General features: G+C 62.2%; 23 protein-coding genes. 7 read left to right on the plus strand and 16 right to left on the minus strand.

The genetic code is table 11. The features are described from left to right. Positions 1–2: 2 nt before the first annotated feature. Positions 3–791: an SDR family oxidoreductase gene (locus RHE_RS06685; protein ID WP_011424646.1), complete on the minus strand. Its 789-nt coding sequence runs from the start codon at positions 789–791 to the stop codon at positions 3–5. A 242-nt stretch (positions 792–1,033) separates the two neighbouring features. On the opposite strand from RHE_RS06685, the gene RHE_RS06690 reads away from it, so the two are divergent. Both RHE_RS06690 and RHE_RS06695 read left to right on the plus strand, forming a co-directional pair. Then, entirely contained in the window at positions 1,034–2,698 is a 1,665-nt protein-coding gene (locus RHE_RS06690; RefSeq protein WP_011424647.1) for an electron transfer flavoprotein-ubiquinone oxidoreductase, read from the plus strand. Positions 2,699–2,832: 134 nt separating this feature from the next. Next, on the plus strand, positions 2,833–3,447 hold the full coding sequence (locus tag RHE_RS06695; RefSeq protein ID WP_011424648.1) for a L,D-transpeptidase: 615 nt from the start codon (positions 2,833–2,835) through the stop codon (positions 3,445–3,447). 75 nt (positions 3,448–3,522) lie between these two features. Here the strand turns inward: RHE_RS06695 and RHE_RS06700 are convergent, their stop codons facing one another. Then, complete coding sequence (locus RHE_RS06700) at positions 3,523–4,425, minus strand: DMT family transporter (RefSeq protein ID WP_011424649.1); 903 nt, start codon at positions 4,423–4,425, stop codon at positions 3,523–3,525. A gap of 98 nt (positions 4,426–4,523) precedes the next feature. Here RHE_RS06700 and RHE_RS06705 point away from each other — a divergent pair, with 98 nt between their 5' ends. Continuing rightward, on the plus strand, positions 4,524–5,045 hold the full coding sequence (locus RHE_RS06705; RefSeq protein WP_011424650.1) for an Lrp/AsnC family transcriptional regulator: 522 nt from the start codon (positions 4,524–4,526) through the stop codon (positions 5,043–5,045). A gap of 165 nt (positions 5,046–5,210) precedes the next feature. Here the strand turns inward: RHE_RS06705 and mgtE are convergent, their stop codons facing one another. After that, positions 5,211–6,584, minus strand: coding sequence for a magnesium transporter (mgtE, locus tag RHE_RS06710; RefSeq protein WP_011424651.1), 1,374 nt, complete (start codon positions 6,582–6,584; stop codon positions 5,211–5,213). A gap of 259 nt (positions 6,585–6,843) precedes the next feature. Then, entirely contained in the window at positions 6,844–8,067 is a 1,224-nt protein-coding gene (locus tag RHE_RS06715) for an MFS transporter (protein WP_011424652.1), read from the minus strand. 296 nt (positions 8,068–8,363) lie between these two features. On the opposite strand from RHE_RS06715, the gene RHE_RS06720 reads away from it, so the two are divergent. Further along, positions 8,364–9,308: a diacylglycerol/lipid kinase family protein gene (locus tag RHE_RS06720; RefSeq protein ID WP_011424653.1), complete on the plus strand. Its 945-nt coding sequence runs from the start codon at positions 8,364–8,366 to the stop codon at positions 9,306–9,308. A gap of 12 nt (positions 9,309–9,320) precedes the next feature. On the opposite strand, the gene RHE_RS06725 is transcribed toward RHE_RS06720, so the two are convergent. Continuing rightward, positions 9,321–10,670: a glutamine synthetase family protein gene (locus tag RHE_RS06725; protein ID WP_041678595.1), complete on the minus strand. Its 1,350-nt coding sequence runs from the start codon at positions 10,668–10,670 to the stop codon at positions 9,321–9,323. An 83-nt stretch (positions 10,671–10,753) separates the two neighbouring features. On the opposite strand from RHE_RS06725, the gene RHE_RS06730 reads away from it, so the two are divergent. After that, complete coding sequence (locus tag RHE_RS06730; protein ID WP_011424655.1) at positions 10,754–12,121, plus strand: aspartate aminotransferase family protein; 1,368 nt, start codon at positions 10,754–10,756, stop codon at positions 12,119–12,121. Between the two features lie 5 nt (positions 12,122–12,126). On the opposite strand, the gene RHE_RS06735 is transcribed toward RHE_RS06730, so the two are convergent. The 4 genes from RHE_RS06735 to RHE_RS06750 all read right to left on the minus strand — a co-directional run bounded on the left by RHE_RS06735 (position 12,127) and on the right by RHE_RS06750 (position 17,774). Continuing rightward, positions 12,127–13,614 (minus strand): glycosyltransferase family 39 protein, encoded by a 1,488-nt coding sequence (locus RHE_RS06735; RefSeq protein ID WP_011424656.1) that lies wholly within the window; start codon positions 13,612–13,614, stop codon positions 12,127–12,129. Between the two features lies 1 nt (position 13,615). Continuing rightward, positions 13,616–15,115 (minus strand): glycosyltransferase family 39 protein, encoded by a 1,500-nt coding sequence (locus tag RHE_RS06740; RefSeq protein WP_011424657.1) that lies wholly within the window; start codon positions 15,113–15,115, stop codon positions 13,616–13,618. 11 nt (positions 15,116–15,126) lie between these two features. Then, a complete protein-coding gene (locus RHE_RS06745) occupies positions 15,127–16,143 on the minus strand; it encodes a glycosyltransferase family 2 protein (protein WP_011424658.1) in 1,017 nt (338 codons plus the stop codon). Positions 16,144–16,280: 137 nt separating this feature from the next. After that, entirely contained in the window at positions 16,281–17,774 is a 1,494-nt protein-coding gene (locus RHE_RS06750) for an ArnT family glycosyltransferase (protein ID WP_011424659.1), read from the minus strand. 181 nt (positions 17,775–17,955) lie between these two features. Between RHE_RS06750 and RHE_RS06755 the strand changes: the two genes are divergently transcribed. Then, positions 17,956–18,918, plus strand: a complete 963-nt coding sequence (locus RHE_RS06755; protein WP_020920823.1) for a lysylphosphatidylglycerol synthase domain-containing protein — start codon at positions 17,956–17,958, stop codon at positions 18,916–18,918. On the opposite strand, the gene RHE_RS06760 is transcribed toward RHE_RS06755, so the two are convergent. Genes RHE_RS06760 through RHE_RS06775 form a run of 4 tightly spaced genes read right to left on the minus strand, consistent with a single transcriptional unit; the run spans position 18,886 to position 21,229 of the window. Then, positions 18,886–20,127 carry an RNA polymerase sigma factor gene (locus tag RHE_RS06760; protein ID WP_011424661.1) on the minus strand — a complete coding sequence of 414 codons (1,242 nt, stop codon included), beginning with the start codon at positions 20,125–20,127 and terminating at the stop codon, positions 18,886–18,888. The genes RHE_RS06755 and RHE_RS06760 overlap by 33 nt on opposite strands. An 8-nt stretch (positions 20,128–20,135) precedes the next feature. Next, positions 20,136–20,495, minus strand: a complete 360-nt coding sequence (locus tag RHE_RS06765; RefSeq protein WP_011424662.1) for a YciI family protein — start codon at positions 20,493–20,495, stop codon at positions 20,136–20,138. A gap of 2 nt (positions 20,496–20,497) precedes the next feature. Then, positions 20,498–20,857 carry a YciI family protein gene (locus RHE_RS06770; protein WP_011424663.1) on the minus strand — a complete coding sequence of 120 codons (360 nt, stop codon included), beginning with the start codon at positions 20,855–20,857 and terminating at the stop codon, positions 20,498–20,500. Between the two features lie 15 nt (positions 20,858–20,872). Next, positions 20,873–21,229: a YciI family protein gene (locus tag RHE_RS06775; RefSeq protein ID WP_011424664.1), complete on the minus strand. Its 357-nt coding sequence runs from the start codon at positions 21,227–21,229 to the stop codon at positions 20,873–20,875. 151 nt (positions 21,230–21,380) lie between these two features. On the opposite strand from RHE_RS06775, the gene RHE_RS06780 reads away from it, so the two are divergent. Beyond that, positions 21,381–21,596: a hypothetical protein gene (locus tag RHE_RS06780; RefSeq protein ID WP_011424665.1), complete on the plus strand. Its 216-nt coding sequence runs from the start codon at positions 21,381–21,383 to the stop codon at positions 21,594–21,596. A 9-nt stretch (positions 21,597–21,605) separates the two neighbouring features. On the opposite strand, the gene amn is transcribed toward RHE_RS06780, so the two are convergent. From amn to RHE_RS06795, 3 genes are all read right to left on the minus strand, one after another. Then, positions 21,606–23,108 (minus strand): AMP nucleosidase, encoded by a 1,503-nt coding sequence (gene amn, locus RHE_RS06785; RefSeq protein WP_011424666.1) that lies wholly within the window; start codon positions 23,106–23,108, stop codon positions 21,606–21,608. An 87-nt stretch (positions 23,109–23,195) separates the two neighbouring features. Beyond that, complete coding sequence (locus tag RHE_RS06790) at positions 23,196–23,375, minus strand: hypothetical protein (RefSeq protein WP_020920827.1); 180 nt, start codon at positions 23,373–23,375, stop codon at positions 23,196–23,198. 211 nt (positions 23,376–23,586) lie between these two features. Then, positions 23,587–23,925, minus strand: coding sequence for a DUF2147 domain-containing protein (locus tag RHE_RS06795; RefSeq protein ID WP_042118158.1), 339 nt, complete (start codon positions 23,923–23,925; stop codon positions 23,587–23,589). Positions 23,926–24,168: the final 243 nt, after the last annotated feature.

The following is a 24,168-nucleotide window of genomic DNA, read 5'->3' on the forward strand; positions in this document are numbered from 1 at the left end:
CCTCAGACGGACCGTGCCGCGCCGCCGTCGCATCGGATGAGCGAGCCGGTGATGTAGCTTGCCGGCTGGCTGCAGAGGAAGGCGGCCGTTGCGGCAAATTCCTCCACCCTGCCGTAGCGGCCGACCGGAATGCGCGCCTCCTTGTCGGCCCGGATCTCTTCCAGGCTCTTGCCGGTCCGTTTGGCCGCAGCGCCGTCCAGATCGTCGAGCCGCGCGGTCAGGATGCTGCCCGGCAGGAGTAGGTTGGTGGTGATGCCGAAGCTTGCCACTTCCGAAGCAAGCGTTTTGCTCCATCCGGCAAGGGCAGGACGCAGCGTGTTCGACAGCGCCAGGTTGGCGATCGGTTCGATCACACCCGATGAGGCGACCGTCAGGATGCGGCCCCAGCCCTGCGCCTTCATATCAGGCAGCAGCGCATTGGTCAGCGTGATCACACGGGCGACCATGGAGAGGAAATAGGTTTCGAGCTTTTCGGCCGTCATGTCCTCCGTCGTGCCCGGCGTCGGTCCGCCGGTATTGTTGACGAGGATATCGAGCCCGCCGAACTTGTTCTTTACCGCTGTCGTCGCCGTCTCGACGAAGCGCTCGTCTGAGAGATCGGCCCAGATCCAGTCGGCCCGCCCATGACCTTCACTGTTGATCGCCTTGCAATTGGCCTCCAGCTGTTCACCGCTGCGGCCACACAGCAGCACGTCTGCGCCTTCCCGCGCCAGCGCTACGCCGATGCCGAGGCCAAGCCCGCGCGAGGAGGCGAGAACGAGCGCCCTTTTTCCTTTGATACCGAGATCCATGATATCCTCCGATGTCTTCGAGCGATGTATAAGCCGCAGGCGACGGAAAAGGAAAGAGAGGGCCTTGGCACAGCGGGTTTAACAATTGACGTTAACGTAAGCGTTATTGTAAGTCTCGCATCGGCTGAAATGTGTTTGTGCGAATTGAGGATTGGCTGTCGCATCCCGGCTCGACAATGCTTTGCGGTTTTGACAAGACAATGGCCATGGATGATGGCCACTGGCCAAGCGGAGACGAATGAATGACCGAGACGACTGAGCTGCCCGAACGCGAGAGCATGGAATTCGACGTTGTGATCGTCGGCGCCGGTCCCGCCGGCCTGGCGGCGGCGATCCGGCTGAAGCAGGTCAATCCGGAACTGTCCGTCGTGGTGCTGGAGAAGGGGGCCGAGGTCGGCGCCCATATCCTATCCGGCGCCGTCGTCGATCCCATTGGAGTCGACAGGCTGCTGCCCGGCTGGCGCGAGGATGCCGATCATCCGTTCAAGACCGAGGTGACGGCAGATCACTTCCTGGTGCTCGGCCCGGCCGGCTCGATCCGCCTGCCGAACATGATGATGCCGCCGCTGATGAACAATCACGGCAACTACATCGTCTCTCTCGGCAATGTCTGTCGCTGGCTGGCGACGAAGGCCGAGGAACTCGGTGTCGAGATCTATCCGGGTTTTGCCGCCGCCGAAGTGCTTTACGATGACGACGGTGCGGTAATCGGCGTTGCCACCGGCGACATGGGTATCGAGAAGAATGGCGAACCCGGCCCGAACTATACCCGTGGCATGGAGCTGCGCGGCAAATACACGCTGATCGGCGAGGGCGTGCGCGGTTCGCTCGCCAAGCAGCTGATCGCCAAGTTCGACCTGCAAAAGGATCGTGAGCCGCAGAAATTCGGCATCGGCATCAAGGAGCTCTGGCAGGTCAAGCCGGAGAACCACAGACCAGGTCTGGTGCAGCATTCCTTCGGCTGGCCGCTCGGCATGAAGACCGGCGGCGGCTCCTTCCTTTATCACCTCGAAGACAATCTGGTGGCGGTCGGCTTCGTCGTCCACCTCAATTACAAGAACCCCTATCTCTACCCCTTCGAGGAGTTCCAGCGCTTCAAGACTCATCCGGCGATCCGCAGCACCTTCGAGGGGGGCAAACGGCTCTCCTATGGCGCCCGCGCCATCACCGAGGGCGGCTATCAGTCGGTGCCGAAGCTCTCCTTCCCGGGCGGGGCGCTGATCGGCTGTTCGGCCGGTCTCGTCAACGTGCCGCGCATCAAGGGCAGCCACAACGCGGTTCTCTCCGGCATGCTGGCGGCCGAAAGGATCGCGGCGGCGATCGCAGCCGGCCGCAGCCACGACGAAGTCGCCGAGATCGAGAACGACTGGCGCGCCTCCGACATCGGCCGCGACCTGAAGCGGGTCAGGAACGTCAAGCCGCTGTGGTCGAAGTTCGGCACGGCGATCGGCGTCGCGCTCGGCGGTCTCGACATGTGGACCAACACGCTGCTCGGCTTCTCCTTCTTCGGCACGCTGAAGCACGGCAAGACGGATGCGCAGTCCCTGGAGCCGGCGTCCCAGCATAAGCCGATCGCCTATCCGAAACCCGACGGCGTCCTGACCTTCGACCGTCTGTCCTCGGTGTTCCTGTCGAACACCAATCACGAGGAAGACCAGCCGGTGCATCTGCAGGTCAAGGACATGGCGCTGCAGAAGAGCTCCGAGCTCGGCATCTACGCCGGTCCGTCGACCCGCTACTGTCCGGCCGGCGTCTACGAATGGGTGGAGAAGGATGGTGACAAGACCTTCGTCATCAACGCCCAGAACTGCGTGCACTGCAAGACCTGCGATATCAAGGATCCCAACCAGAATATCAACTGGGTACCGCCGCAGGGCGGCGAGGGGCCGGTCTATCCGAATATGTGAGGCGCATCGCGGACATCGGCGGTGATTTCGACCGCTGACCGCTCCGCAAGCGCTTTCGGCGGCTGCCGTTAGCCGTTCGTTAACCATAAATTCCTTAGCTTGCGACATCTTGTTGACGCACTAAGGACACATTCATGACGATCTCCCGCCGGGGTTTTCTGATCGCTCTGCCTCTCTTTGTCGCCGGCTGCTCCTCGACCGGCCTCAACAGCCAGACGAATTATGCAGCACTTCCGGACGAAAAGTTTCCGCTGAAGCAGGTGCCGATCGACAAGATCAAGCCGGAGCTGCGCCGCCAGGAAGTGGCCTATGAAAGCGCGCATGCGCCGGGCACGATCGTCATCGACACGCCGGCGCGTCGCGCCTACTACGTCCTCGGTGGCAACAGGGCGATGCGATACGGCGTCGGTGTCGGCCGCGAGGGGCTGGCATTTGCCGGCAATGCCTATATCGGACGCAAGGCCGAGTGGCCGAGCTGGACGCCGACGGAAAACATGCAGCGCCGCGAGGAACGCTATCGCAGGCTTGCCGGCGGCATGCCGGGCGGCCCGAACAACCCGCTCGGCGCGCGCGCCATGTATCTCTATCGCGGCGGCAGCGACACGCATTTCCGCATCCACGGTACCAATCAGCCGGAATCGATCGGCCTTGCCATGTCGAGCGGCTGTATCCGCATGATGAACCACGATGTGATCGATCTCTATGAGCGCGTCGAGGTCGGTGCCCGGGTCGTCGTCGTCCAGGCCTGAGCAGGCGAGAACACACTGAAAAGCCGCCGCAGCGATGGCTGCCGGCGGCTTCGTATTATCGGTCGCGGTGGACGGTCAGCGTCGCGCGGCGATACCGGTTGAAAGTGCGACACCGATGCCGGTGACCACCGCGGCACTGATTTCGGCAAGTCCGATCGTTTCACCGAGCAGGAGACCGCCGCCGAGGGTCGCAAGAACAGGCGTCAAAGCCGTAAAGGCGGCGGCCTGTGTTCCGCCGAGGATGCGGACCGCCGTGCCATATGCGACCATGGCGACGAGGCCTGACAGAATGCCCTGGCTCAAAACCTGCAGGCCGATTTCGGCAAGCGGGGCCTGCGGTAGCGAGATGCCGAAGACGAGTGCGAGCACCGCCATGATCACGAAAGACCAGGCGGCAATCAGCGCGCTGGCCTGAATGGCCGTCAGACCCGACCGGCGAAAGGCATGGGTGTAGCTTGCCCAGAGCATGGCGCCGGCCGGCAGCATGACAAAGCTTGTCCAGGGCAGGGAGGCGTCGGCAAGGCTGCGGGCAAGCAGGATCAGGACGCCGCCGACGATCGCCGCCAGCCCGGCAATGCGCGTCGCATCCGGCCGCTCGCGAAACAAGAGAATGCCGATCAGTGCGGTGGCAAGCGGCATGGAGCCGCCGAGCAGGATGCCGGAGGAGGCCGCCGGTGTGGAGTGGATGGCCAGCGTCGTCACCAGAAAGAAGATCGCGCCGCAGCCCGCGACCATGATCGCCAGCAGATAGAGCGGCACGCCCTTCGGCAGCAGACCGATGCGAAGCCAGACGGGCGAAAGCGCGAGCGCCGGAATACCGAAGCGGATGAGGCCGATATCGATAGAGCCGAGCGACGTCGCCGCGCTGTGGCGGGTCGCCAGAAACCAGGTCGCCCAGATCAAGACGGTGATGCTGCCGGCGGCATAACCGAGCGCCTGCGAAGGTGATTTGTCGTTTGAAAATGCGATCGTGCTCATCGTCCTAATCCTTTCCTCAATCCGGATCTTGTTCCGGTTGAGGAGGAGATTAGCGCCGGAGGCCGAGGCATGTCCTTGCTATCTGTGGCTTGAAAAGCGTGCTATACGCAATCTTCTGCCAAATCATGCCCAAGGGTTTCACGAAAGTGCCAAATCTCGATAAATTCGATATTGCTATCCTGAAATGCCTGCAGGAAGATGCGCGGGCCACCAACGTCGAGATCGCCGAGAAGGTGAACCTTTCGCCGTCGCCCTGCCTGCGTCGCATCCGTAATCTCGAACGCTCCGGCATCATCCGCGGCTACACCGCGGATATCGATCGCAAGGAGGTCGGTCTCGGCCTGACGGTCTTCGTCGAATTCAAGGTGGTGCATCACAGCCGCGAAAATTCCGAGGCGCAGCAGAAGGCATTGCTCGCCATCCCCGAAATCGTCTCCTGTTTCCTGATTTCGGGAACAGCCGATTTCCTGGCTGAAGTGGTCGTGGAAGATCTCGCCGCCTATGAACGGCTTCTGACGGACACGCTGCTGACCTTGCCGAACGTCAGCGACATCCGCTCGAACTTCGCCATCCGCAGCATCAAGACGCATGGGCCGTTGAAACTGCCCGAGGGAAGATAATTTCCCCAATAGTTTTTCTCGCTAATAAAAGCCCCTCCCCAAGCCCTCCCCACAAGGGGGAGGGACTAATCTGGGGCACCGTCTCGCTCCCCATCAAAGGTCAATAGTTGGGATGCGGGTCGCTCCTCCCCCTTGTGGGGAGGGCTTGGGGAGGGGTCTTGCGTGCTACAGCAGGGTCCCGCTGAGGATCAGCAGCGCCACCGAGAAGTAGATGACGAGGCCGGTGACGTCGACCAGCGTGGCGACGAAGGGGGCCGAGGCGCTGGCCGGGTCGAGCCGGAGCTTCTGCAGCACGAACGGCAGCATCGAGCCGCAGATCGAGCCGAAGGTGACGATTCCGATCAGCGCGGCAAACACCGTGACGGCGACCATCAGCCAGTGCGGGCCGTAATCGTAGAGCCCGGCCGACTGCCAGAAGATGATGCGGATGAAGCCGACAAGGCCGAGGATCGCGCCGAGCACGATGCCGGTCGGCAGTTCGCGGAAGAGCACCTTCCACCAGTCCGAAAGCTTCAGTTCGCCGAGCGCCAAGGCCCGGATGATCAGCGAGGTTGCCTGCGAACCGGAATTGCCGCCGGAGCTCATGATCAACGGGATGAACAGCGTCAGCACCACGGCCTTTTCCAGCTCGCCTTCGAAATGCTGCATGGCGCTTGCCGTCAGCATCTCGCCGAGGAACAGGGCGGCGAGCCAGCCGGCGCGCTTGCGGATCATGCCGGCGAAGCCGATCTTCATATAGGGCTGGCCGAGCGCCTCCATGCCGCCGAACCTCTGGGCCGCTTCCGTGGTGTCCGATATCATCGTGTCGATCACGTCGTCGACCGTGACGATGCCGAGCACCTGCCCATGTTCGTCGATGACGGGCAAGGCGAGCAGATCATGCTTACGGATCAGCCGGGCCACGTCCTCCTGTTTCATCAGCGGATCGGCCGAAACCGGAGCGCCTTTCTGAGCGACCGTGAGGATGGAGGCATCCGGCTCGCCGGTGATGAGGCGACGCAGCGTCACCACGTGCATCAGCGCATGGCTGATCTCATCGAGCACGTAGATGGCGTAGACGGTCTCGCGCGAACGTTCGACCTGGCGCACATGGTCGAGCGTCTGGGCAACGGTCCAGCTATCCGGCACGCTGACGAATTCCGTCGTCATGATGCCGCCGGCCGTGCGCGGCGGATAGCCCATCAGGTGCTGGATAGCGACGCGCACCGGCTCGTCGAGGCTGGAGAACAGCCGGGCGCGGGTCTCGCCGTCGAGTTCCAGCAGCACGTCGGCGACACGGTCGTTGGACATTCCGTGCAGCAGCCGTGCGGCGTCCTCGGCGCTGATCAGCGCGAGGATCTGTGCGGCGTTGCGAAGCTCCGGCCGGTCGAGAATGTTGACGGCATAGTCGAGCGGCATGCCGCACAGCACCCGTCCGGCGTCCTGGATGCTGAGTGCGTTCAACGCGTCGACGCGTTCGGCGATCGTGGCGCCACGGCTGTTGTTGATGAAGGCACGGGCGGCATGGCCTGCCCGAAGAGGGAAGCGATTGATATTCATGAGGCTCGCCTTTCCATCGATCCGCCGTAGCGTCCGATCGGGCGAGCCGACAGGAGTCGGTCAGCGCACGAGGGCCGCGTACGGCAAAGGCAATCGACTGCTACTGTCGCTTGGCATCGCTAAGATGACTCCGTTGAAATCCGCGGCCGACGAAGTCGCCCACGTGCATGCTAGGTGGCCCCGAACGCGGAAAAAGTCAAGCCGGATAAATGCTTAACGCCAGAATGCCGCACCTGCGCGCGTTGCGGGCAGAGATGCGCTACGCCACCTGCGTGCTGCGACGCTCCAGGCGGGCGGAGGCGGCGAATACGAACAGGCCGAGGAAGGACAATGCTGCGCCGACATAGCCGGTTGCCGCAAAACCGTAACCCCAGGCGATGACAAGGCCGCCGAGCCAGGCGCCGATCGCATTGGCGATGTTGAAGGCGGAATGGTTGGAAGCGGCGGCCAGCGTCTGCGCATCGGCAGCGACATCCATCAGCCGCGTCTGCAGCGCCGGCCCGGCGGCAAAACCGCAGCCGACGAGGAAGACCGATAGGCCGAGCATATAGGGGTTGGCGGCGGTCAGCGAGAAGGTGGTCAGCACGACGATATTATAGACGAGCGAGCCGCCGACCGTGCCGAGCAGCGACTTGTCGGCGAGCCACGAGCCGATGAAATTGCCGGCATTCATGCCGACGCCGAAGAGCACCAGCATGATCGGAACGGCCGTTTCCGACAACATCGCCACCTCGGTTGTCGTCGAGGCGATATAGCTGAACATGGCGAACATGCCGCCATAGCCGACGGCGGCGATGCCGAGCGTCAGCCAGACCTGCGGTCGGCGGAACGCGCCGAGTTCGCGTGAGAAACTCGCCTCCTCGGAAACCCTGTCCTTTGGCAAGTAGACCCAGATCAAGACCACTGTCAGCAAGCCGACGACGCCGACCGACAGGAACGCCACCTGCCAGTCGAGCGATTGGCCGAAAAATGTCGTCAGCGGCGTGCCGAGGAGAGTTGCGACAGTCAGTCCGAGCATGACGCGTCCGACAGCGCGTGCCCGCCGATGAACCGGCACCATCGAGGCGGCCACAAGCGCGGCGACACCGAAATAGGCGCCATGCGGCAGGCCGGTGATGAAACGCAGCACGGTGAAGCTCTCGAAGGTCGGCGCCACCGCGCTGAGTATGTTGCCGATGGCAAAGACCAGCATCAGCGTCAGAAGCAGCGTGCGGCGGGCCATCTTCGCGGCTAGCACGGCGATGACGGGCGCCCCGACGACGACGCCGAGCGCATAGGCGCTGATGACGTATCCCGCCTGCGGCGTCGTCACCGAGAAGGTATCGGCGACATTGGGCAGCAGCCCCATGATTGCGAATTCGCCGGTGCCGATGCCGAAGCCGCCGCAAGCGAGCGCCAGTTGAACCAAAGCCACGGTCGTTGCCGATGGCAGCTCGTCATCCGGCCGGGTTGCAATGGAATCACTGATGGCGATCTCACTCATGAGAGCTCCGTGGAAAGGTTTTCTGCTTGGCAATGTCCCTGGCGTCGGCCGCGAGGCGATCGGGATCAATGGCGGGAAGTGGAGACGATCTCTCCGACATCCGATCTATCCGCATTGCAGCGGCCGGCGTCGAGTGCAATTTTCGCAGTGCAGCGTCCTGCTATGTGCATATGTCCGTTGCAATATTTGCATTTCTGTCATTTCCTGCTGTGAAGGGGCGGTGCTTGAAATCGCCGGTGGCGCAACCATCTGAGGAGCAAGGCAGGACCATTTCCGCGCCAGGAACGGGAGCCCTCATGAAGCTTGTAGGTTTTTTCAATCGCGACGGCGGTACCTTCAAGACCACCGATATGCTGGCCTACGAGAAGAGGGCGGAAGCAGCTTTCCGCGACGCCGGACACGATTTCGAGGCAATCGTTTTCTCCGGCAAGGAAATCATTCCCGCTATGGAACGGGCGGCCAAACGCGACGATATCGACGGCATCGTCGCTGGCGGCGGCGACGGCACGATTTCGGCAGCGGCCTCCATCGCCTGGAAAAACGGCATCGCGCTCGGCGTCGTCCCGGCCGGCACCATGAACCTCTTTGCCCGCTCGCTACGCGTGCCGCTCGACATCTGGCAGGCGCTCGACGTGCTTGCATCAGGCGAGATCGACAATGTCGATATCGCCAGCGCCAACGGCCGCCCCTTCATTCACCAGTTTTCCGCCGGCCTGCATGCCCGCATGGTGCGCTACCGCAACGCCTACAGCTATCGCTCACGGCTGGGCAAGATCAGAGCGAGCACAAAGGCGGCGCTTGGTGTGATCTTCAACCCGCCCGAGTTCGAGGTCGAGTTCGAAGCGGCCGGCAGGCGCGAGCGCCGCAGGGTCTCGGCGGTCTCGGTTTCCAACAATCCCTTCGGCGAAAATGCGCTGCTTTATGCCGATAATCTGAGAAGCGGCGAACTCGGCTTCTATACTGCAAATCCGCTGAAACCACTCGGTGTCGCCCGCCTCGCCATCGATATGCTACGCGGCAAGGTGCGCGAGAATGCCGATGTCATGGTGATGCATCCGGCCGAAGTGCGCCTGCATTTCCCGAAGCTGCGCTCCAAGGCCAATTGCGTCATGGACGGCGAGCTGCTGCCGCTCGAACGCAATGTCTTGATCCGGCTGCACCCGGGTGAACTGAAGGTTCTCGTCAAGCAGGGCCTTGCCGCCCAGGTCAATGCGGACGAACGCCGCGAACCCGCGGCGTAAAAGCCGAAGGTTTCAGAGCCGTGGCAGATAGGTACGATAGTCGAAATCGGAGACCGTGCGCAGATGCGCCAGCGCTTCCTTGCGCTTGGTGTCGCCGTAGAGAGCCTGATAGCGGCCGCCGAAGATATCGGCGACAAAGGGCGAGGTGCGGAAGACCTCGACCGCGCTCAGGAAATCATGCGTCAGCCGCGTCGTATTGGCGGGCGTATACGCGGGCGTCGTCTCCTCGCCGGGATCGAGGTCGCGGTCGAGGCCGGTGAGCATGCCGCCGAGGATCGCCGCCAGCAGCAAATAGGGATTGGCGTCGGCGCCGGCGACGCGGTGCTCGATGCGTGCGGCCGGTCCATCCTTGTCGGGGATCCGGATCGCCGTGCCGCGATGGCCGCTGCCCCAGGTCAGATCGACGGGCGCGAAGGAACCCGGCTGGAAGCGCCGGTAGGAATTGGCGAAGGGGGCGAAGACCAACTGCGCCGCGCGCATGCTGTCGAGCAGGCCTGCCGTAACCGATTTCAGCAGCTTCGGCTCGCCGCCTTTGGCGTCGAGGATGTTGCGGCCTTGTTCGTCGACGACGCTTACATGCACATGCAGGCCGGAACCGGCATGGTCGGAATAAGGCTTTGCCATGCAGGACGATTTCAGCCCGTGGCGGCGCGCCGCCTGTTCGGCGATGCGCTTCAAGTAGAGGCAGTCGTCGGCCGCCGCCAGCGCATTGGCGCGATGCATGAGGTTGACCTCAAACTGACCGGGCCCGAATTCAGCTGTTGTCGCATCCGCCGGCAGGCCCTGCGCCTTCGCATAGGCCCTCAGCGTCTGCAGATAGGCGTCGAGCGCACCAACGGCGCTCATGTCGTAGAGCTGGAAACCGTTCGGTTTGCCGCGATAAGTGAGGCTTTCGGGCGGAGAAGGGCGTCCGGTCTCGCGCCAGTCTCCCGACATCACGTAGAATTCCAGCTCGGTCGCGACGACAGGCGTCAGTCCGCGCAGTCTGTAGCGCTCGACCACCGAGGCAAGGATCGCGCGCGGATCCATGAAGCTCGGGCTGCCGTCGAATTCGCACATGGTGGCCAGCACCTGCATGGAGCCCTGCGGCGCCCAGGGGATCGGCGCGAGGCTGCGTCGGTCGGGAACCACCATGCCGTCGGGATCACCGATGGTCAGCGACAGACCGGTGATGTCGTCATTGTCGTCGCCCCAGATGTCGAGCGATTGCGTTGAGGTCGGCAGGCGAATCTCACCGGCCCAGACCTTGCTTTCGCTGCCGGAAGGAAGTTGCTTGCCGCGCAGCTCGCCATTCATGCCGACGATCAGGATCTCGAAACGCGGGTCTCCATCGGCCTTGCCGTCCATCCTGTCGCTCCCCATGACCTTGAAAAACCTCCGGGACAAGGCCAAGCTCCTATCCCATCGATAGCAGCCTTTCAATCCGCGAGGGTCTTTTACAAGTCATGCCCGACACTTACCCGCCCTCGAACCTTGCCGCGATCGACGCAGCCCATCATCTCCACCCCTTCGCCGACATGAAGAAGCTGAATGCCGATGGCGTCCGCATCATCCAGCGCGGCGAGGGCGTTTACGTCTTCGATGATCACGGCAGGAAATATCTCGACGGCTTCGCCGGTCTCTGGTGCGTCAATATCGGTTATGGTCGCAGGGAGATCGCTGAGGCCGTCGCAAGGCAGATGAATGAGCTGCCCTATTACAACACCTTCTTCGGCACGACCTCGACGCCGGCGACGCTGCTGGCGCAGAAGGTTACTTCCCATGCCGGCGAACGGTTCAACCATATCTTCTTAACCAGCTCCGGTTCGGAAGCGAACGACACCTGGTTCCGCATGGCCCGCGTCTATTGGAGCGCCGTCGGCAAGCCGTCGAAGAAGATCGTGATCGCGAGGAAGAACGGCTATCACGGCTCGACAGTTGCCGGCGCCAGCCTCGGCGGCATGAAATTTATGCACGAGCAGGGCGACCTGCCGATCCCAGGAATCGTCCATATCGGCCAGCCCTATTGGTATGGCGAGGGCGGCGATCTCTCACCCGCCGAATTCGGTCTCAAGGTTGCCCGAGAGCTGGAGGCGAAGATCGATGAACTCGGCGAGGAGAACGTCGCGGCCTTCGTCGCCGAGCCGGTGCAGGGGGCGGCCGGCGTCATCATCCCGCCCGAGACCTATTGGCCGGAGATCTACCGGATCTGCAAGGCACGTAACATCCTGCTGGTAACCGACGAGGTGATCTGCGGTTTCGGCCGGTTGGGCGCCTGGTTCGGTCATCAGCATTTCGGCGTCGAGCCGGATCTGGCGCCGATCGCCAAGGGTCTCTCCTCCGGTTACCTGCCTATCGGCGGCGTGCTCGTCAGTGACAAGATTGCCGACGTGCTGATCACCGAGGTCGGCGAGTTCAACCACGGCTTCACCTATTCCGGCCACCCGGTCTGCGCCGCCGCCGCGCTCGAAAACCTGCGCATCATCGAGGAGGAAAAGCTGGTCGAGCGCGTGCGCGACAATATCGGCCCCTATTTCGGCAAGGCCTGGGCAGCACTCGCCGAACACGATCTCGTCGGCGAGGCGGTCAGTATCGGCCTGATGGGCGGCCTGCAGCTTACTGCCGACAAGAGCACGCGCAGCCGTTATGAAAAGCCCGATCAGGTCGGTGCGCTGGTGCGCAACCACGCACTGGCGAACGGCCTCGTGCTGCGCGCCACCGGCGACCGAATGCTCGCTTCGCCACCGCTCGTCATCAGCCATGCTGAGGTAGACGAGATGGCAAGGATTGCCAGGCGGGCGCTGGATGCGGCCTGGAAGGAGCTTAAATCCTGATTCGTTCAGCCCGGCGGATTAATCCAGGCATAGCCGAAACGATAGCTGTCCTTGCCGCGGCCATAGAAATAGGGCACATCGATCACCGACGTCTTAGGCGCGGAGGCGCCGAGATTGGCCTGGAGCCATTGCGCCATATCAGGCGGGAGCGCTTCGCTGCCTCCCTTCGGCGGTATCAGCCAGACGAGGAGAAGCGGTCGGCGGCCGGTCAGATCCCGATGGAAGCCGGGATAATCGACGGAGAGGACCGGTATCCCGGGAATATCCTGCCTGACATTGCCGGCAAGCAGGCTGTCGCCGGCAAGGATGGCTGCCGGTTCGGCCTGTTTGCGCAAGCTTTCCAGCATTGTGGCATAGGGCCTGTTCAATCGCTCGTAGTGGCCGGTGAAGCGTGCCGCCGCGACGCTGCCGTAAAGGGCGGCCGGCACGCCGATCATGATGACGGCGACGACGGCCATGAAACGCCGGAACGCCGTGTCTGTCACGACGCCCGCGGCGTCGATCTTCAGGCAGAAATAGAGCGGCAGGATGAAGAGCATCGGCACCAGCCAGCGATCCTTGATGCCGGCAGCACCGCCGAAGACGATCAAAAGCAGGATGCCGACGACGAAGACGAGCATCATCCGCTCGATAAGCCGCGTCCATTCCGACTGAGCGGTCAATGCCGGACGAAGCCCCTTGCCGAAGACGACCGCAAACACCGCCATCGTCAATCCGGCAAAGCTGATGATGGCGAGAGTAAGCGAGCCGACGCCCATGGCCACCTGCATGAGATAACCGGCGTCGCCGCTGGCCGTCATCTTTTCCAGGGTGCGGGCGGTGGCGAAGTCGAGATTATCCTTCAGCCAGAAGAGATGCGGCAGGGTGATGACGAGGACAACGATAATGGTCACCGCCAGTCGTGGATCGAAGATCCGCGGCCGCAGGCGCGCATCCGCTAACGCGGCAATCAGCCCTGCTGCCGGCAGGATGGCGAAATTATATTTGGCCAGTAGGCCGAAACCAATGCCGATACCTGTTATCAGATAGGAGGCAAGGTTCGGCTGTTTCAGACTGCGGATGAAGCCGTAGAAGAAGATGCTGGCCGAGAAGAAGACCGCGACTGTGTGCGTCAGGTCTCGCTGCATCTCGAAGGCCATTTGCGGGATCGTCAGCAATCCGAGCGTCGCGATCACCACCAGCGCCTTGTCGCGCAAAATGAGACGCGCGGTCAGGCCGTACAGCAGATAGGCGCTGAACAGCAGGAGGTTCTTCACCACCGAAAGCGCGACAAGCGAAACACCGGCAAACTGGAAGACGGTATATTGCAGCCAGTTGTAGAACGGCGGCTGCGGGCCGTAACCGGCGGCGAGCCATTGCGAGCGGAAGACCTGTTCGGCCTCGTCGAGATCGAGCGAATGCGAGGTTGCGAGCCGCACTCCGACCTGAAGCGTGAAATAAACGGCGAGCAGCACGAAAATCCAGCTGACGTCGCGAAGACCGGTCTTGATCATTCTATCTGGCCCCCGGCCGAACCCAGGCATAGCCGAGTGCGAAATTATCGCCCTGGCGGCCGAAATAATAGGGGCGCGACAGGGCGCCGATCTCCTGCGGCGTGATATCAGCCGCCGTCAGCGCCGATGAAAACCGCTCCGGCATGACGGCATCCGCAGCCGTCGCCGTCTTCTTGCCGCGCCAGACGATCAGCACCGGTCCGCCTGCTGTTGTGTAGGCCGGAATGCCGGCAACGGGAAAATCGGGGATGACGACGGGCACATGGGGAAGCTGCAGACGCATATTCCCGGCGACATAGGGATCCGAGGCAATCACCAGCGCGGGTTCAGCCTGCCGGGTCATTTCGCGGGCGAGATCGGCCATCGGCACATTCGGCCTGCTGTAGGTGCCGATCAGCCCAGCGCCGACGACGCGGAAGCCCAGCGCGATGAGCACGCATGCCATCAGCACCGGCACGACGGACCGGAGGCGGCGCAGTCCGGCGGAAAGGTCGAGCCCGGCCGCCTGCATCTTTGCCAGGAAATAGATCGGCAGCACCAGAAGGAATGGGTCGAGCCAGCGTTCACGCACCGTCGTGGAGCCGGTGAACAGCACGATCAGAAGGATGCCGGCGAGGCTCGCGAGCATCATTCGCTCGATCATCCCCGTCCAGCGGTTTCCGGCTGAAAGTGCCCGGACAAAATCCCGGCGGAAGGCGGCTGCGAAGATGGCGACGGGCAGCGCCGCAAAGGCGATGATGGCGATGAGAAAGGCAAGAATGCCCTTGCCGATCCGCACCGCGCCGGCCGGTTCGTTGCCGGCGGCCATCTTGACCAGAGTGTCGGAGGAGGCGAATTCGAGATTGCTCCCCAGCCAGATCGCGTGCGGCAGAACGATGATGAGCGCGACGGCGACGGCCGCCAGGATGCGCCAGTCGAGCACTCTGCGCCGCCATTCGGCATCGGGCAGGATGGCGATCAGCGCGACGACGGGCATCAGCGCAAAATTATATTTCGAGATCAACCCGATGCCTGTGGCAAGCCCGAGCAGGAGGTAGCTGCCGATGCCGGACCGCTCGAGCGTGCGGAAGAAGCCGTAGAGAAAGAGCGAGCTCGCAAAGAGCAGCGCCGTCGTGTGGGTCAGATCCTGCTGCGCCATGTAGGAGACCTGCGGCAGGGTGATCAGCGCCAGCATCCCGACGGCTGCAAGCTTCTGGTGCTTCAGTGCCTCGCGCCCGGCAAGGCCGTAAAAGACGTAACACAGGAAGAGCAGGATGTTCTTCGGGATGATAAGCGCGCCCATCGACAAGCCGCTTAGGGAAACGACGGCATATTGCATCCAGTTGTAGAAGGGCGGCTGCGGGCCGTAGCCCGCCAGCAGATATTGCGAGAAGAAGGACTGCTCGGCCTCGTCGAGCTCCAGCGCGTGCGGAAGCGCAAGCCTGAGCGCGATGTTCAGCACGAAATAGGCTGCAAGCAGCAGCGCCGCGGTTCTGATCGTCCTCGTCGCGCGGTCCAGCATCATGCTGCCGGTTACGCTTGGCTTTGGTCGTCGAAGATCTGCCGGACGATGTAGTTCGGGGAGGCATCGTCACGATAATAGGTGCGCGCGATCATTTCCGCCAGAATGCCGGTGGTAATCATCTGCACCGAGGAAAGCAGCAGCACGACGCCGACCATCAGCATCGGGCGTGTGCCGATATCGTTGCCCAGGATGAACTTGTCGAAGCCGAGGTAGAGCAGGATCAATATGGCAACCGCGCCGAGACCGAGACCGAGCGAGCCGAAGAAGTGGCCGGGCCGCGCCTTGTAGCGCATGAAGAACATGACAGACAGCAGATCAAGGATGACGCGGAAGGTGCGCGAAATTCCGTATTTGGAAACCCCGTGCTCGCGGGCATGGTGGGTGACAGCCATCTCGCCGATACGCGAGCTCGGCACGACGCCGGCCACCCAGGCCGGGATGAAGCGGTGCATTTCGCCCATCAGCTTCACCTGCTTGATGATCGAGGCACGGTAGATCTTCAGGCTGCAGCCGTAATCGTGCAGCTTGACGCCGGTGATGCGGCCGATCAGGTAGTTGGCGCACCAGGAGGGTATCTTGCGCAGGAACAGACCGTCCTTGCGGTTCTTGCGCCAGCCGACCAAAAGGTCGAGTTCGCGCCGCTCCAGCTCGGAGACCATCTGAGGAATATCCTTCGGGTCGTTCTGCAGATCGCCGTCCATCGTCGCGATCAGCCGGCCGCGGGCGGTATCGATGCCGGCCTGCATGGCGGCGGTCTGGCCGAAGTTGCGCTGCAGCTCGACGATCCGGAGCGCCAGACCCTCGCGTCCGACGAATTTGCGGGCGTTGACGAGCGTCGCATCCGTGCTGCCGTCATCGACGAGGATCAGTTCCCAGCGATGAGGATACTCGGCCATCGCCGCAACGATACGCTCGACCAGCGGGCCGACGCTTTCCTCTTCGTTGAAAACGGGCACGACCAGCGACAGCTCGAGCGATTGTACCGGATCATTCGTGCCGCGAATGGGCTCTACCGTTGTCTGCAACTTTGCATCTCCAAAAGGCCGGGCGGCCTTGCAATCTTACTGCCGCCACCGCGCTTGCGGAAGCTACTATATGAAGTGTCCGCGCGTTGCCAGCGGGCAATGCCGCTTTCCCCGCAATCGGCCGACTTGCCGAAACCCTACTTCGCGCCGCCTTCCACCCAGGAATAACCAATCGAGAACGTATGTTTGCCGTCACCGAAAAGATAAGGCAGCGTCAGAGTCTTCACCTCCTGCAGATGAATACCCGATTTCACGAGATCATCGGCAAAGGCGGGAGAAATGGTTGGGTCATTTGCGGTTTCCCCGCGCCAGACGACAAGCACCGGACCCTTCGCAGTAGCATATTCGGGCACCCCGGGGCCTGGAAAGAACGGGATCACGACGGGAACCTCGGGGAATTCCAGCTTCATATTGCCGGCCACGAATTTGGTCCCCGCCACGATGAGAACCGGCTTGCGGGTCGCGGTCAGTTCGGCCACGTAGCCGGAGAAGGGCACGTTCGTTCTGGTATAAGTGCCGATATATTGAATGGCGACGATCCTGAGCAGAAGGATCGCCAGGATGACGACCATGAAGACCGGCACCACAGGCCGGAAGCGTGCAAGGCCGGCGGAAAGATCGAAGCCTGCGGTTTCCAGCTTCAGGAACAGATAGATCAGCAGGACGAGCAGGCAGGGGTCGAGCCAGCGCTCGTGGATATCGCTCGCGCCGGCTACGATGACAACACCGGCGAATGCAAGCAGGCTGACGATCATCATCCGCTCGATCACCCGGATCATCGGACTGGACGCCGAGAGCGCGCGGAAGAAATCCCGTCGGAAGGCTGCTGCGAAGAGAACGATCGGCAAAGCGACGAAGCCGAGGACGGCGATGACGAGGGACAACAGTCCCTGTCCGATACGGGGAAGGCCAGCGGCAGCCTCATGCTCGGCGGTCATTCGCTCAAGGGTCGGGGCCGAAGCGCTGACGAGATTATCGGGCAGCCAGAGCGCATGCGGCAGAACGATCAGAGTGGCGATTACGAACGCCGGCAGCAGACGCCAGTCCAACAGACGGCTGCGCCACTTTCGGTCTACCAGGACCGCGACGAAGGCGGCAAATGGCAGGATGGCGAAATTGTATTTGGAGATCAGGCCGATGCCGGTGGCGATACCGATGACGAGGTAGCTGCCGATCGTCGGCTGCCGAAGTGTGCGGAAAAAACCGAAGAGGAAGAGCGAGGTGGCAAACAGCAGGGCAACCGTGTGGGTCAGTTCGCGCTGCGCCATCAGGCCGACCTGTGGCAGGGTAATCAGGCTCAGCATGGCGATGGGCGGGAGAAGACGGCTCTTCAGCACCTCGCGGGCCGCCAGGCCGTAGAAAAGATAGCAACCGAACAGAATGATGTTCTTCGGAACCGAGAGCGCCCACATCGTGATGCCGGTGACCGAGACGATGGCGTATTGGATCCAGTTGTAGAAAGGCGGCTGCGAGCCGTAGCCGGCCAGAAGATATTGCGAGTAGAACGACTGTTCCGCCTCGTCGAGATCGAGCGTATGAGGCAAGGCAATGCGGAGCGCGATGTTCAGCAGGAAATAGGCTGCCAGAAAAATGCTGGCACCCGTGATGTTTCTTGTAATGCGCTCCAACATCGATCTCCAAGTCAAGCCGGCGAGGCGCCCTCATACATCGGTCTGCCGTCGGATCGTCGGCCTTAAAGCGACCGCGCCGCCACCGCCTCAACTCCGCCGTTGTGCGCAACCGCCATTTCTCCTAAAACGCCTGACGACGGAGCGAGACCTGTGCCGACGCCAAGCGAGGAATGCTTACTACATGAAGAGTTCGATCGTTGAAAGCCAGCAGTCCTGGTTTATGCGCAACCGCATGACGGCGCTGACGGTCGTAATTGTCGCAGCCTATGCGCTCTTCGTGCAATGGTTCTGGGGGTGGCCCGTGATCATCAGCCAATGGGCCGATGTCGGGGCAGGCCCGGTGATCGGCGCGCTCGTGGCATTGACGAGCACCTATTTCCTGCGCACCTGGCGCATCTACGACTATTTTCCGAAGGAAACGGCGGGCCGGTTTGCGATCCTCTTTCGCGTCACGCAGATCCACAATCTCCTAAACATCATGCTGCCCTTCCGCACCGGCGAGACCAGCTTTCCGTTGTTGATGCGCACCGAGTTCGGCATCCCGCTGACCCGCGGAACCTCGGCACTCCTGGTCATGCGGCTGCTCGACCTGCACGCGCTGCTGGCGGCGGCCGGCATCGGCTTTGCGCTCGCAGCAGCCGATGCGCTCGTCGCATGGTCGCTTTGGGCGGTCTTCCTGCTGCTGCCGGTAGCGGCCTTCGTCGCGCGCAAACCGCTGTTGCGCGTTGCCGCCACGCTGTTGCCTGATAAGGCGCAGAAATTCGTCGTTGAGATCGAAAATGGGCTGCCGCTCGATGCCGCGGCCTTTGCGCGCGCCTGGGCGATGACCATCGTCAACTGGCTGGTGAAGGTGATCGTGCTCGCATGGGCGCTCGGCCTGATGGGTGTGTTGCCGATGGCGGCAAGCTTCGGCGGCGCGCTCGGCGGTGAACTCTCCTCCGTTCTGCCGGTGCACGCGCCGGGCGGCGTCGGCACCTATCCGGCCGGCATCACCGCCGGCGCCATTGCGCTCGGAGCCTCGAGTGAGCGGATGGCTCTGGCCGCGCTGGCGCAGGCAAGCGTCAATGCTCATCTGCTGATCATCGTTTCGGCGCTGACGGGCACCGCAATCTCACTGCCGCTCGGGCGCCGCGGCAAGCTCTGAAATCCATTTCCGCAGAAAGGCCTGCTCCGGCTCCTGCCGACAGAGCGACAGCGCCGTCTGATAGGCTGCGATCGCCTCTTCGGTGCGGCCGAGCCTGCGCAGGAAATCGGCGCGCGCCGAATGGGCGAGGTGATAGGCCGTGAGCTCCTGGCGCCCAAGAATGGCATCGATCAGATCCAGTCCCTTCGCCGGGCCGTCCGCCATAGCGATCGCCACGGCGCGGTTGAGCTCCACGATCGGCGACGGCTGCGCAGCCAGCAGCAGATCGTAGTAGAAGGCGATCCGCTGCCAGTCGGTCTCTTCGGCGGTCGGCGCCCTGGCATGCTCGGCAGCGATCGCCGCCTGGACTGTATAGGCGCCGATCTCTGCCGCCCTCATCGCCTCGGCGAGCAGCGCCAGGCCTTCCGCGATTTTTGCACGGTCCCAGAGCGAGCGGTCCTGGTCAGCTAGCAGCACCAGCGATCCCTGCTCGTTGCTGCGCGCCAGGCGGCGGGAATCCTGCAGCAGCATCAGCGCCAGCAGACCACGGGCGTCAGGATGCGGCAGCAGCGCCAGAAGCAGCCGCGCCAGCCGTATCGCCTCGGCGGTCAGATCGGCGCGGACCACATCCTCGCCTGATGAGGCGGAATACCCCTCGTTGAAGACGAGATAGATGACGTGCAGTACCTGATCGAGCCGCTGAGGCAGTGCGTCGCGGCCCGGTACTTCGTAGGGGATATTCGCGGCTCGTATCCTGTTCTTGGCGCGCACGATCCGCTGGGCGACCGTTGGCGCCGGAACGAGAAACGCATGGGCGATCTCTTCGGTGGTCAATCCGCAGATTTCTCGAAGCGCCATCGCCGTCTGGGCATCTGAGGGAATAGCGGGATGACAGCAGGTGAAGATCAGCCGCAGCATATCGTCCTCGATCGGTTCCATATCGCCGATCTCCGTTGTGTCGACAGTGTAGAGGCTGTCCTCGATGTGATGCTGCGAGGCATCGAAGCGCGCTCGCCGCCGGATCGTGTCGATCGCCTTGAAGCGTCCCGTCGAGACAAGCCAGGCGGAGGGATTGCCCGGCAGGCCTTCCACCGGCCACGTCCGTGCTGCCGCAGCGAAAGCATCGTGAAGCGCTTCCTCCGCCCGGTCGAAATCGCCGAGCAAACGGATCAAGGTCGCCAGCACCCGGCGCGACTGCGTTCGGTAGATCTCCTCGATGACACGTTCCAAAGAGCACCTCAATCCGGCAGTGTGAGCGTCCGCACGGGCCTCAGTTCGACCGCGCCGTAACGCGCCGAGGGGATGCGCGCGGCAATTTCGGTTGCTGTCGCCACATCCGGCGCCTCGATGACGTAGAAGCCGGCCAAATGCTCCTTTGTCTCGACATAGGGCCCATCGGTGGCGGCGAGCGTGTTGTTTCGAACGCGCAGCACGGTTGCCTTGTCAGGCATCTCGAGTGCATCGGCGTGGATCATGATGCCGTCGCGGCGCAGTTCCTCATCGAAGGCGAAATGGGCTTTGATGAGTTCATCGGTTTCATCAGGCGTCAGCGTGCCGTCGGTATCGGCACAATTGTAGATGAGGCAGATGTAGCGCATCGCTATCTCCCGTCCTGGATCGAATAAGCGGGGCGCACTTCGATCGAGCAGTATCTGAGGATCGGAAAACTGGATACGATCGTCTGCGCCTCCTCGATAGTTTCGGCTTCGATCAGCACGAAGCCGCCGAGATGCTCCTTGATTTCGGCAAACGGGCCATCGGTCGCCGAGGCTTCGCCATTGCGCAGGCGCACCGTGATCGCCGTCGACGGTTCACGCAAGGCAAGCGCCACCAGCAGGTGGCCGCTGTCGCGCCAGCGATTGTCGCTGGCGATGCACTCCCGCGTCACGGCTTCCCATTCGGCCTGGCTTACCAACTTGCTCTTTTCAGTGTCGAACCAGATCTGGCATAAAAACTTCATTGGCGCCTCCTCTCTTCATTGAGCTCGGAATTCATGGATCGGCCGCACCTCGATCGCGCCGAGTTTGGCGAGCGGAATGCCGGCGGCGATGCGGATTGCATCGTTAAGGTCTTTTGCCTCAACCAGGATGAAGCCGCCGAGAGCCTCTTTCGTCTCGGCAAAAGGACCATCCGTTACCGATATCTCGCCGCCCCGCACCCGGACGGTGACAGCCGATTTCGGCGGCTGCAGCGCCTGGGCGACAATTAGATGCCCGCTTTCGGCGAGGTGTTTGTCGTAGTCCAGCGAATTGCTGTCGAGTTCGGCCTTCTCCTCTTCCGTCATGGCGGCGAGCGCGCCGCCATCGAACCAGACCTGACAGAGATATTTCATCGCGGACAGCCTCCTTGGGTGTTCAATAAGCCTGGACGATCGAGCTTCACGCATTTCGACAGCATTGGAAAAAATCTTTGTTACGGAGCGCTGTCGAAATGCCAGGCAGCAATCGACTAGGCCTCGTCAAACCCTGTCGAGGAGAACGGCAATGAGTATTCTTGAAATTGCGCTGGCAAGCCAGATCTGGGCACGCCGCCGTGAGAAGCGTCAGCCGGATTTCGACGAAAACGACGGGCTGAAGATTCTTGTGCGCATCGCGATCGTCTTTGCGGCCTTCACCCTGCTGATAGCAGGGCTGAACATTGCTGCCGGCAGGCCGCAGATGCTTGCGCAGAGCTCGGCGCCTGTCGTTGCCGGCCGATGAAGAAACGGCCTATTGGAAAGCCGTCTCGAAGAAGCTGCGCAGCTTGCGCGAATGCAGGGCTTCCTTCGGCATGGCGGCCAGCTTCTGCACGGCGCGGATGCCGATCTGCAAATGCTGGTTGACCTGTGTGCGGTAGAAGGCCGTCGCCATGCCAGGCAGCTTCAACTCGCCGTGCAGCGGCTTGTCGGAGACGCAGAGCAGCGTGCCGTAAGGCACGCGGAAGCGGAAGCCGTTGGCGGCGATCGTGGCCGATTCCATGTCGAGCGCGATGGCGCGCGCCTGCGACAGCCGCTTCACCGGCCCGAGCTGGTCGCGCAGTTCCCAGTTGCGGTTGTCGATCGTCCCGACGGTGCCGGTGCGCATGATGCGCTTCAGTTCGAAGCCCTCGTAGCCGGTGATTTCGGCGACGGCTGCCTCCAGCGCCACCTGCACTTCGGCGAGCGCCGGGATCGGCACCCAGACCGGAAGGTCGTCATCGAGAACATGGTCCTCGCGCATATAGGCATGGGCAAGCACATAATCGCCGAGCCGCTGGCTGTTGCGCAGGCCGGCGCAGTGGCCGAGCATCAGCCAGGCATGCGGGCGCAGGACGGCGACGTGGTCGGTGATCGTCTTGGCGTTGGAAGGGCCGACGCCGATATTGATCATGGTGATCCCGGCATGGCCCTTCTTCTTCAGGTGATAGGCCGGCATCTGCGGCAGGCGGGCAAGGGTCGCATCCGTTTCCGGCACGCTCGAGCCGGGCAGGGTGACGATATTGCCGGGCTCGACGAAGGCGGTGTAGCCGTCGCCGCCCTCCGCCATCAGCTTGCGCGCCCAGCTGCAGAATTCATCGATATAGAACTGGTAGTTCGTAAACAGCACGAAGTTCTGGAAATGCTCGGCATGCGTCGCCGTATAATGCGACAGTCGGGCGAGCGAGTAATCGATCCGCTGCGCGGTGAATGGGGCAAGCGGCGAGGGTTCTCCTGGCGGCGGGATATATTCGCCGTTGGCGATCTCGTCGTCGGTGGTGTTGAGGTCGGGTGTATCGAAGATATCGCGCATTGGAACGTCGACGAAGGCTGAGGCCGATGCTTCCACATGCGCGCCCTCGCCGAAGGCGAAGTGCAGCGGGATCGGCGTCGACGATTCCGAGACGACGATCGGAACATTGTGGCTCCTTATCAAAAGCGACAGCTGCTCCTTGAGGTAATGCTTGAAGAGCTTCGGCCGGGTGACCGTCGTCGTGTAGATGCCGGGCGCCGTGACATGGCCGTAGGAGAGGCGCGAATCGACATGGCCGAAGCTCGTCGTCTCGATGCTGACCTGCGGATAGAAGGCGCGGTAGCGCGAGGCGATCGGAGCGCCTTGGGCAAGGTCTGTGAAGGTTTGGATCAGGAACGCCGTATTGCGTTCGTAAAGTGCTGTCAGCGTCTCGACGGCCTTGGCCGGATCATCGAAACTCTCGGGCTGAAAAGGGGGCGGAGAGGAAATGTCGAGGGGCGACAGAGGGGAGATTCGTTTGTTCATGACGCATTATAGAGAGTTGTTTTTGACAAGCAAACGACGCGCGTCGACGGAATCCGATTTTTTATCCTCTTGCGAGCCTGATGCCGGTCACCGCACCGCGGGCGCGCAGAACGTCCCGTTTCTTTCCAGGCAGGTATAGCTCGCACCGAAATGCGACTGCGTGCCGCCGCCGCCATTGTGCACAACGACCGCCGAAAATGTGACGGCGAAGATCGCCGCAAACAGCGTGATGATGCTGAAACGTCTTGCCAGAATATAGAAGTTCATCTCAAGCCCCGATACGCAACCTAACCGTGACATGAGTTTTGCCACGCCTCGGCTGAACGAGTGCTGAGATGCCGGTTCATCCGCCGTTCAGCTTACGGGGCAGCCTCGGGCGATCGCAGTGAGGGATCGGCAAGCCGAGGCTTCGAGGCATGCCGGCATTTCGCCGGCATGATTATACGTTTGGGATGATTGTTGCGTCGGCCTTATCGCGTCAGAGCCGCGTCCAGGTCTGCGTCTTGCAGAGGATCTTCATTACGCAGCCCTGCATCTTCAGTGAATTGCCGGAAATCTTTCCCGAGCCGCTATAGGTCTTGTCGGCGGCGGGGTCGGTGATTTCGCCGGCATAGCTGCCACCGGTGCCGGCAAGTGTGCCGATCTTGCGGCCAGTATATTTGCCGGTTTTCAGCGTCACGCAATAACTCCCGCCGCAGGCGGCAATCACCGCCGTTTCGCCGGAGGCCGTCTTCCAATTGCCGACGATAGGTTCCTCGGCATTGGCTATGCCCGCGATCACGGCGATAGCGCCGGCGAGAATGAGACTGCGGATCATCTTTTCCTCCCTGATGTTCTCTGACCGGCCGCGAAAGTAGCTGACGCGAACGTAAAGATAAATAGAGCCGGCTGTTCGTGCGGCGCTCGCTAAAAGCAGCCGAAAAGCCGACCGCAGACCTTTAAAAACCGGTCGCCTGCTGATTTCATGATGAACGATCCGTTTATTTCCGAATCTGAATCTTTCGTAAAATTTGAGCAAAAATGCCTAAATCCCAGGGGATCCGATGTTTAACAAAAACCC

The sequence above is a fragment of the Rhizobium etli CFN 42 genome (genome assembly GCF_000092045.1).
Lineage (GTDB): Bacteria > Pseudomonadota > Alphaproteobacteria > Rhizobiales > Rhizobiaceae > Rhizobium > Rhizobium etli.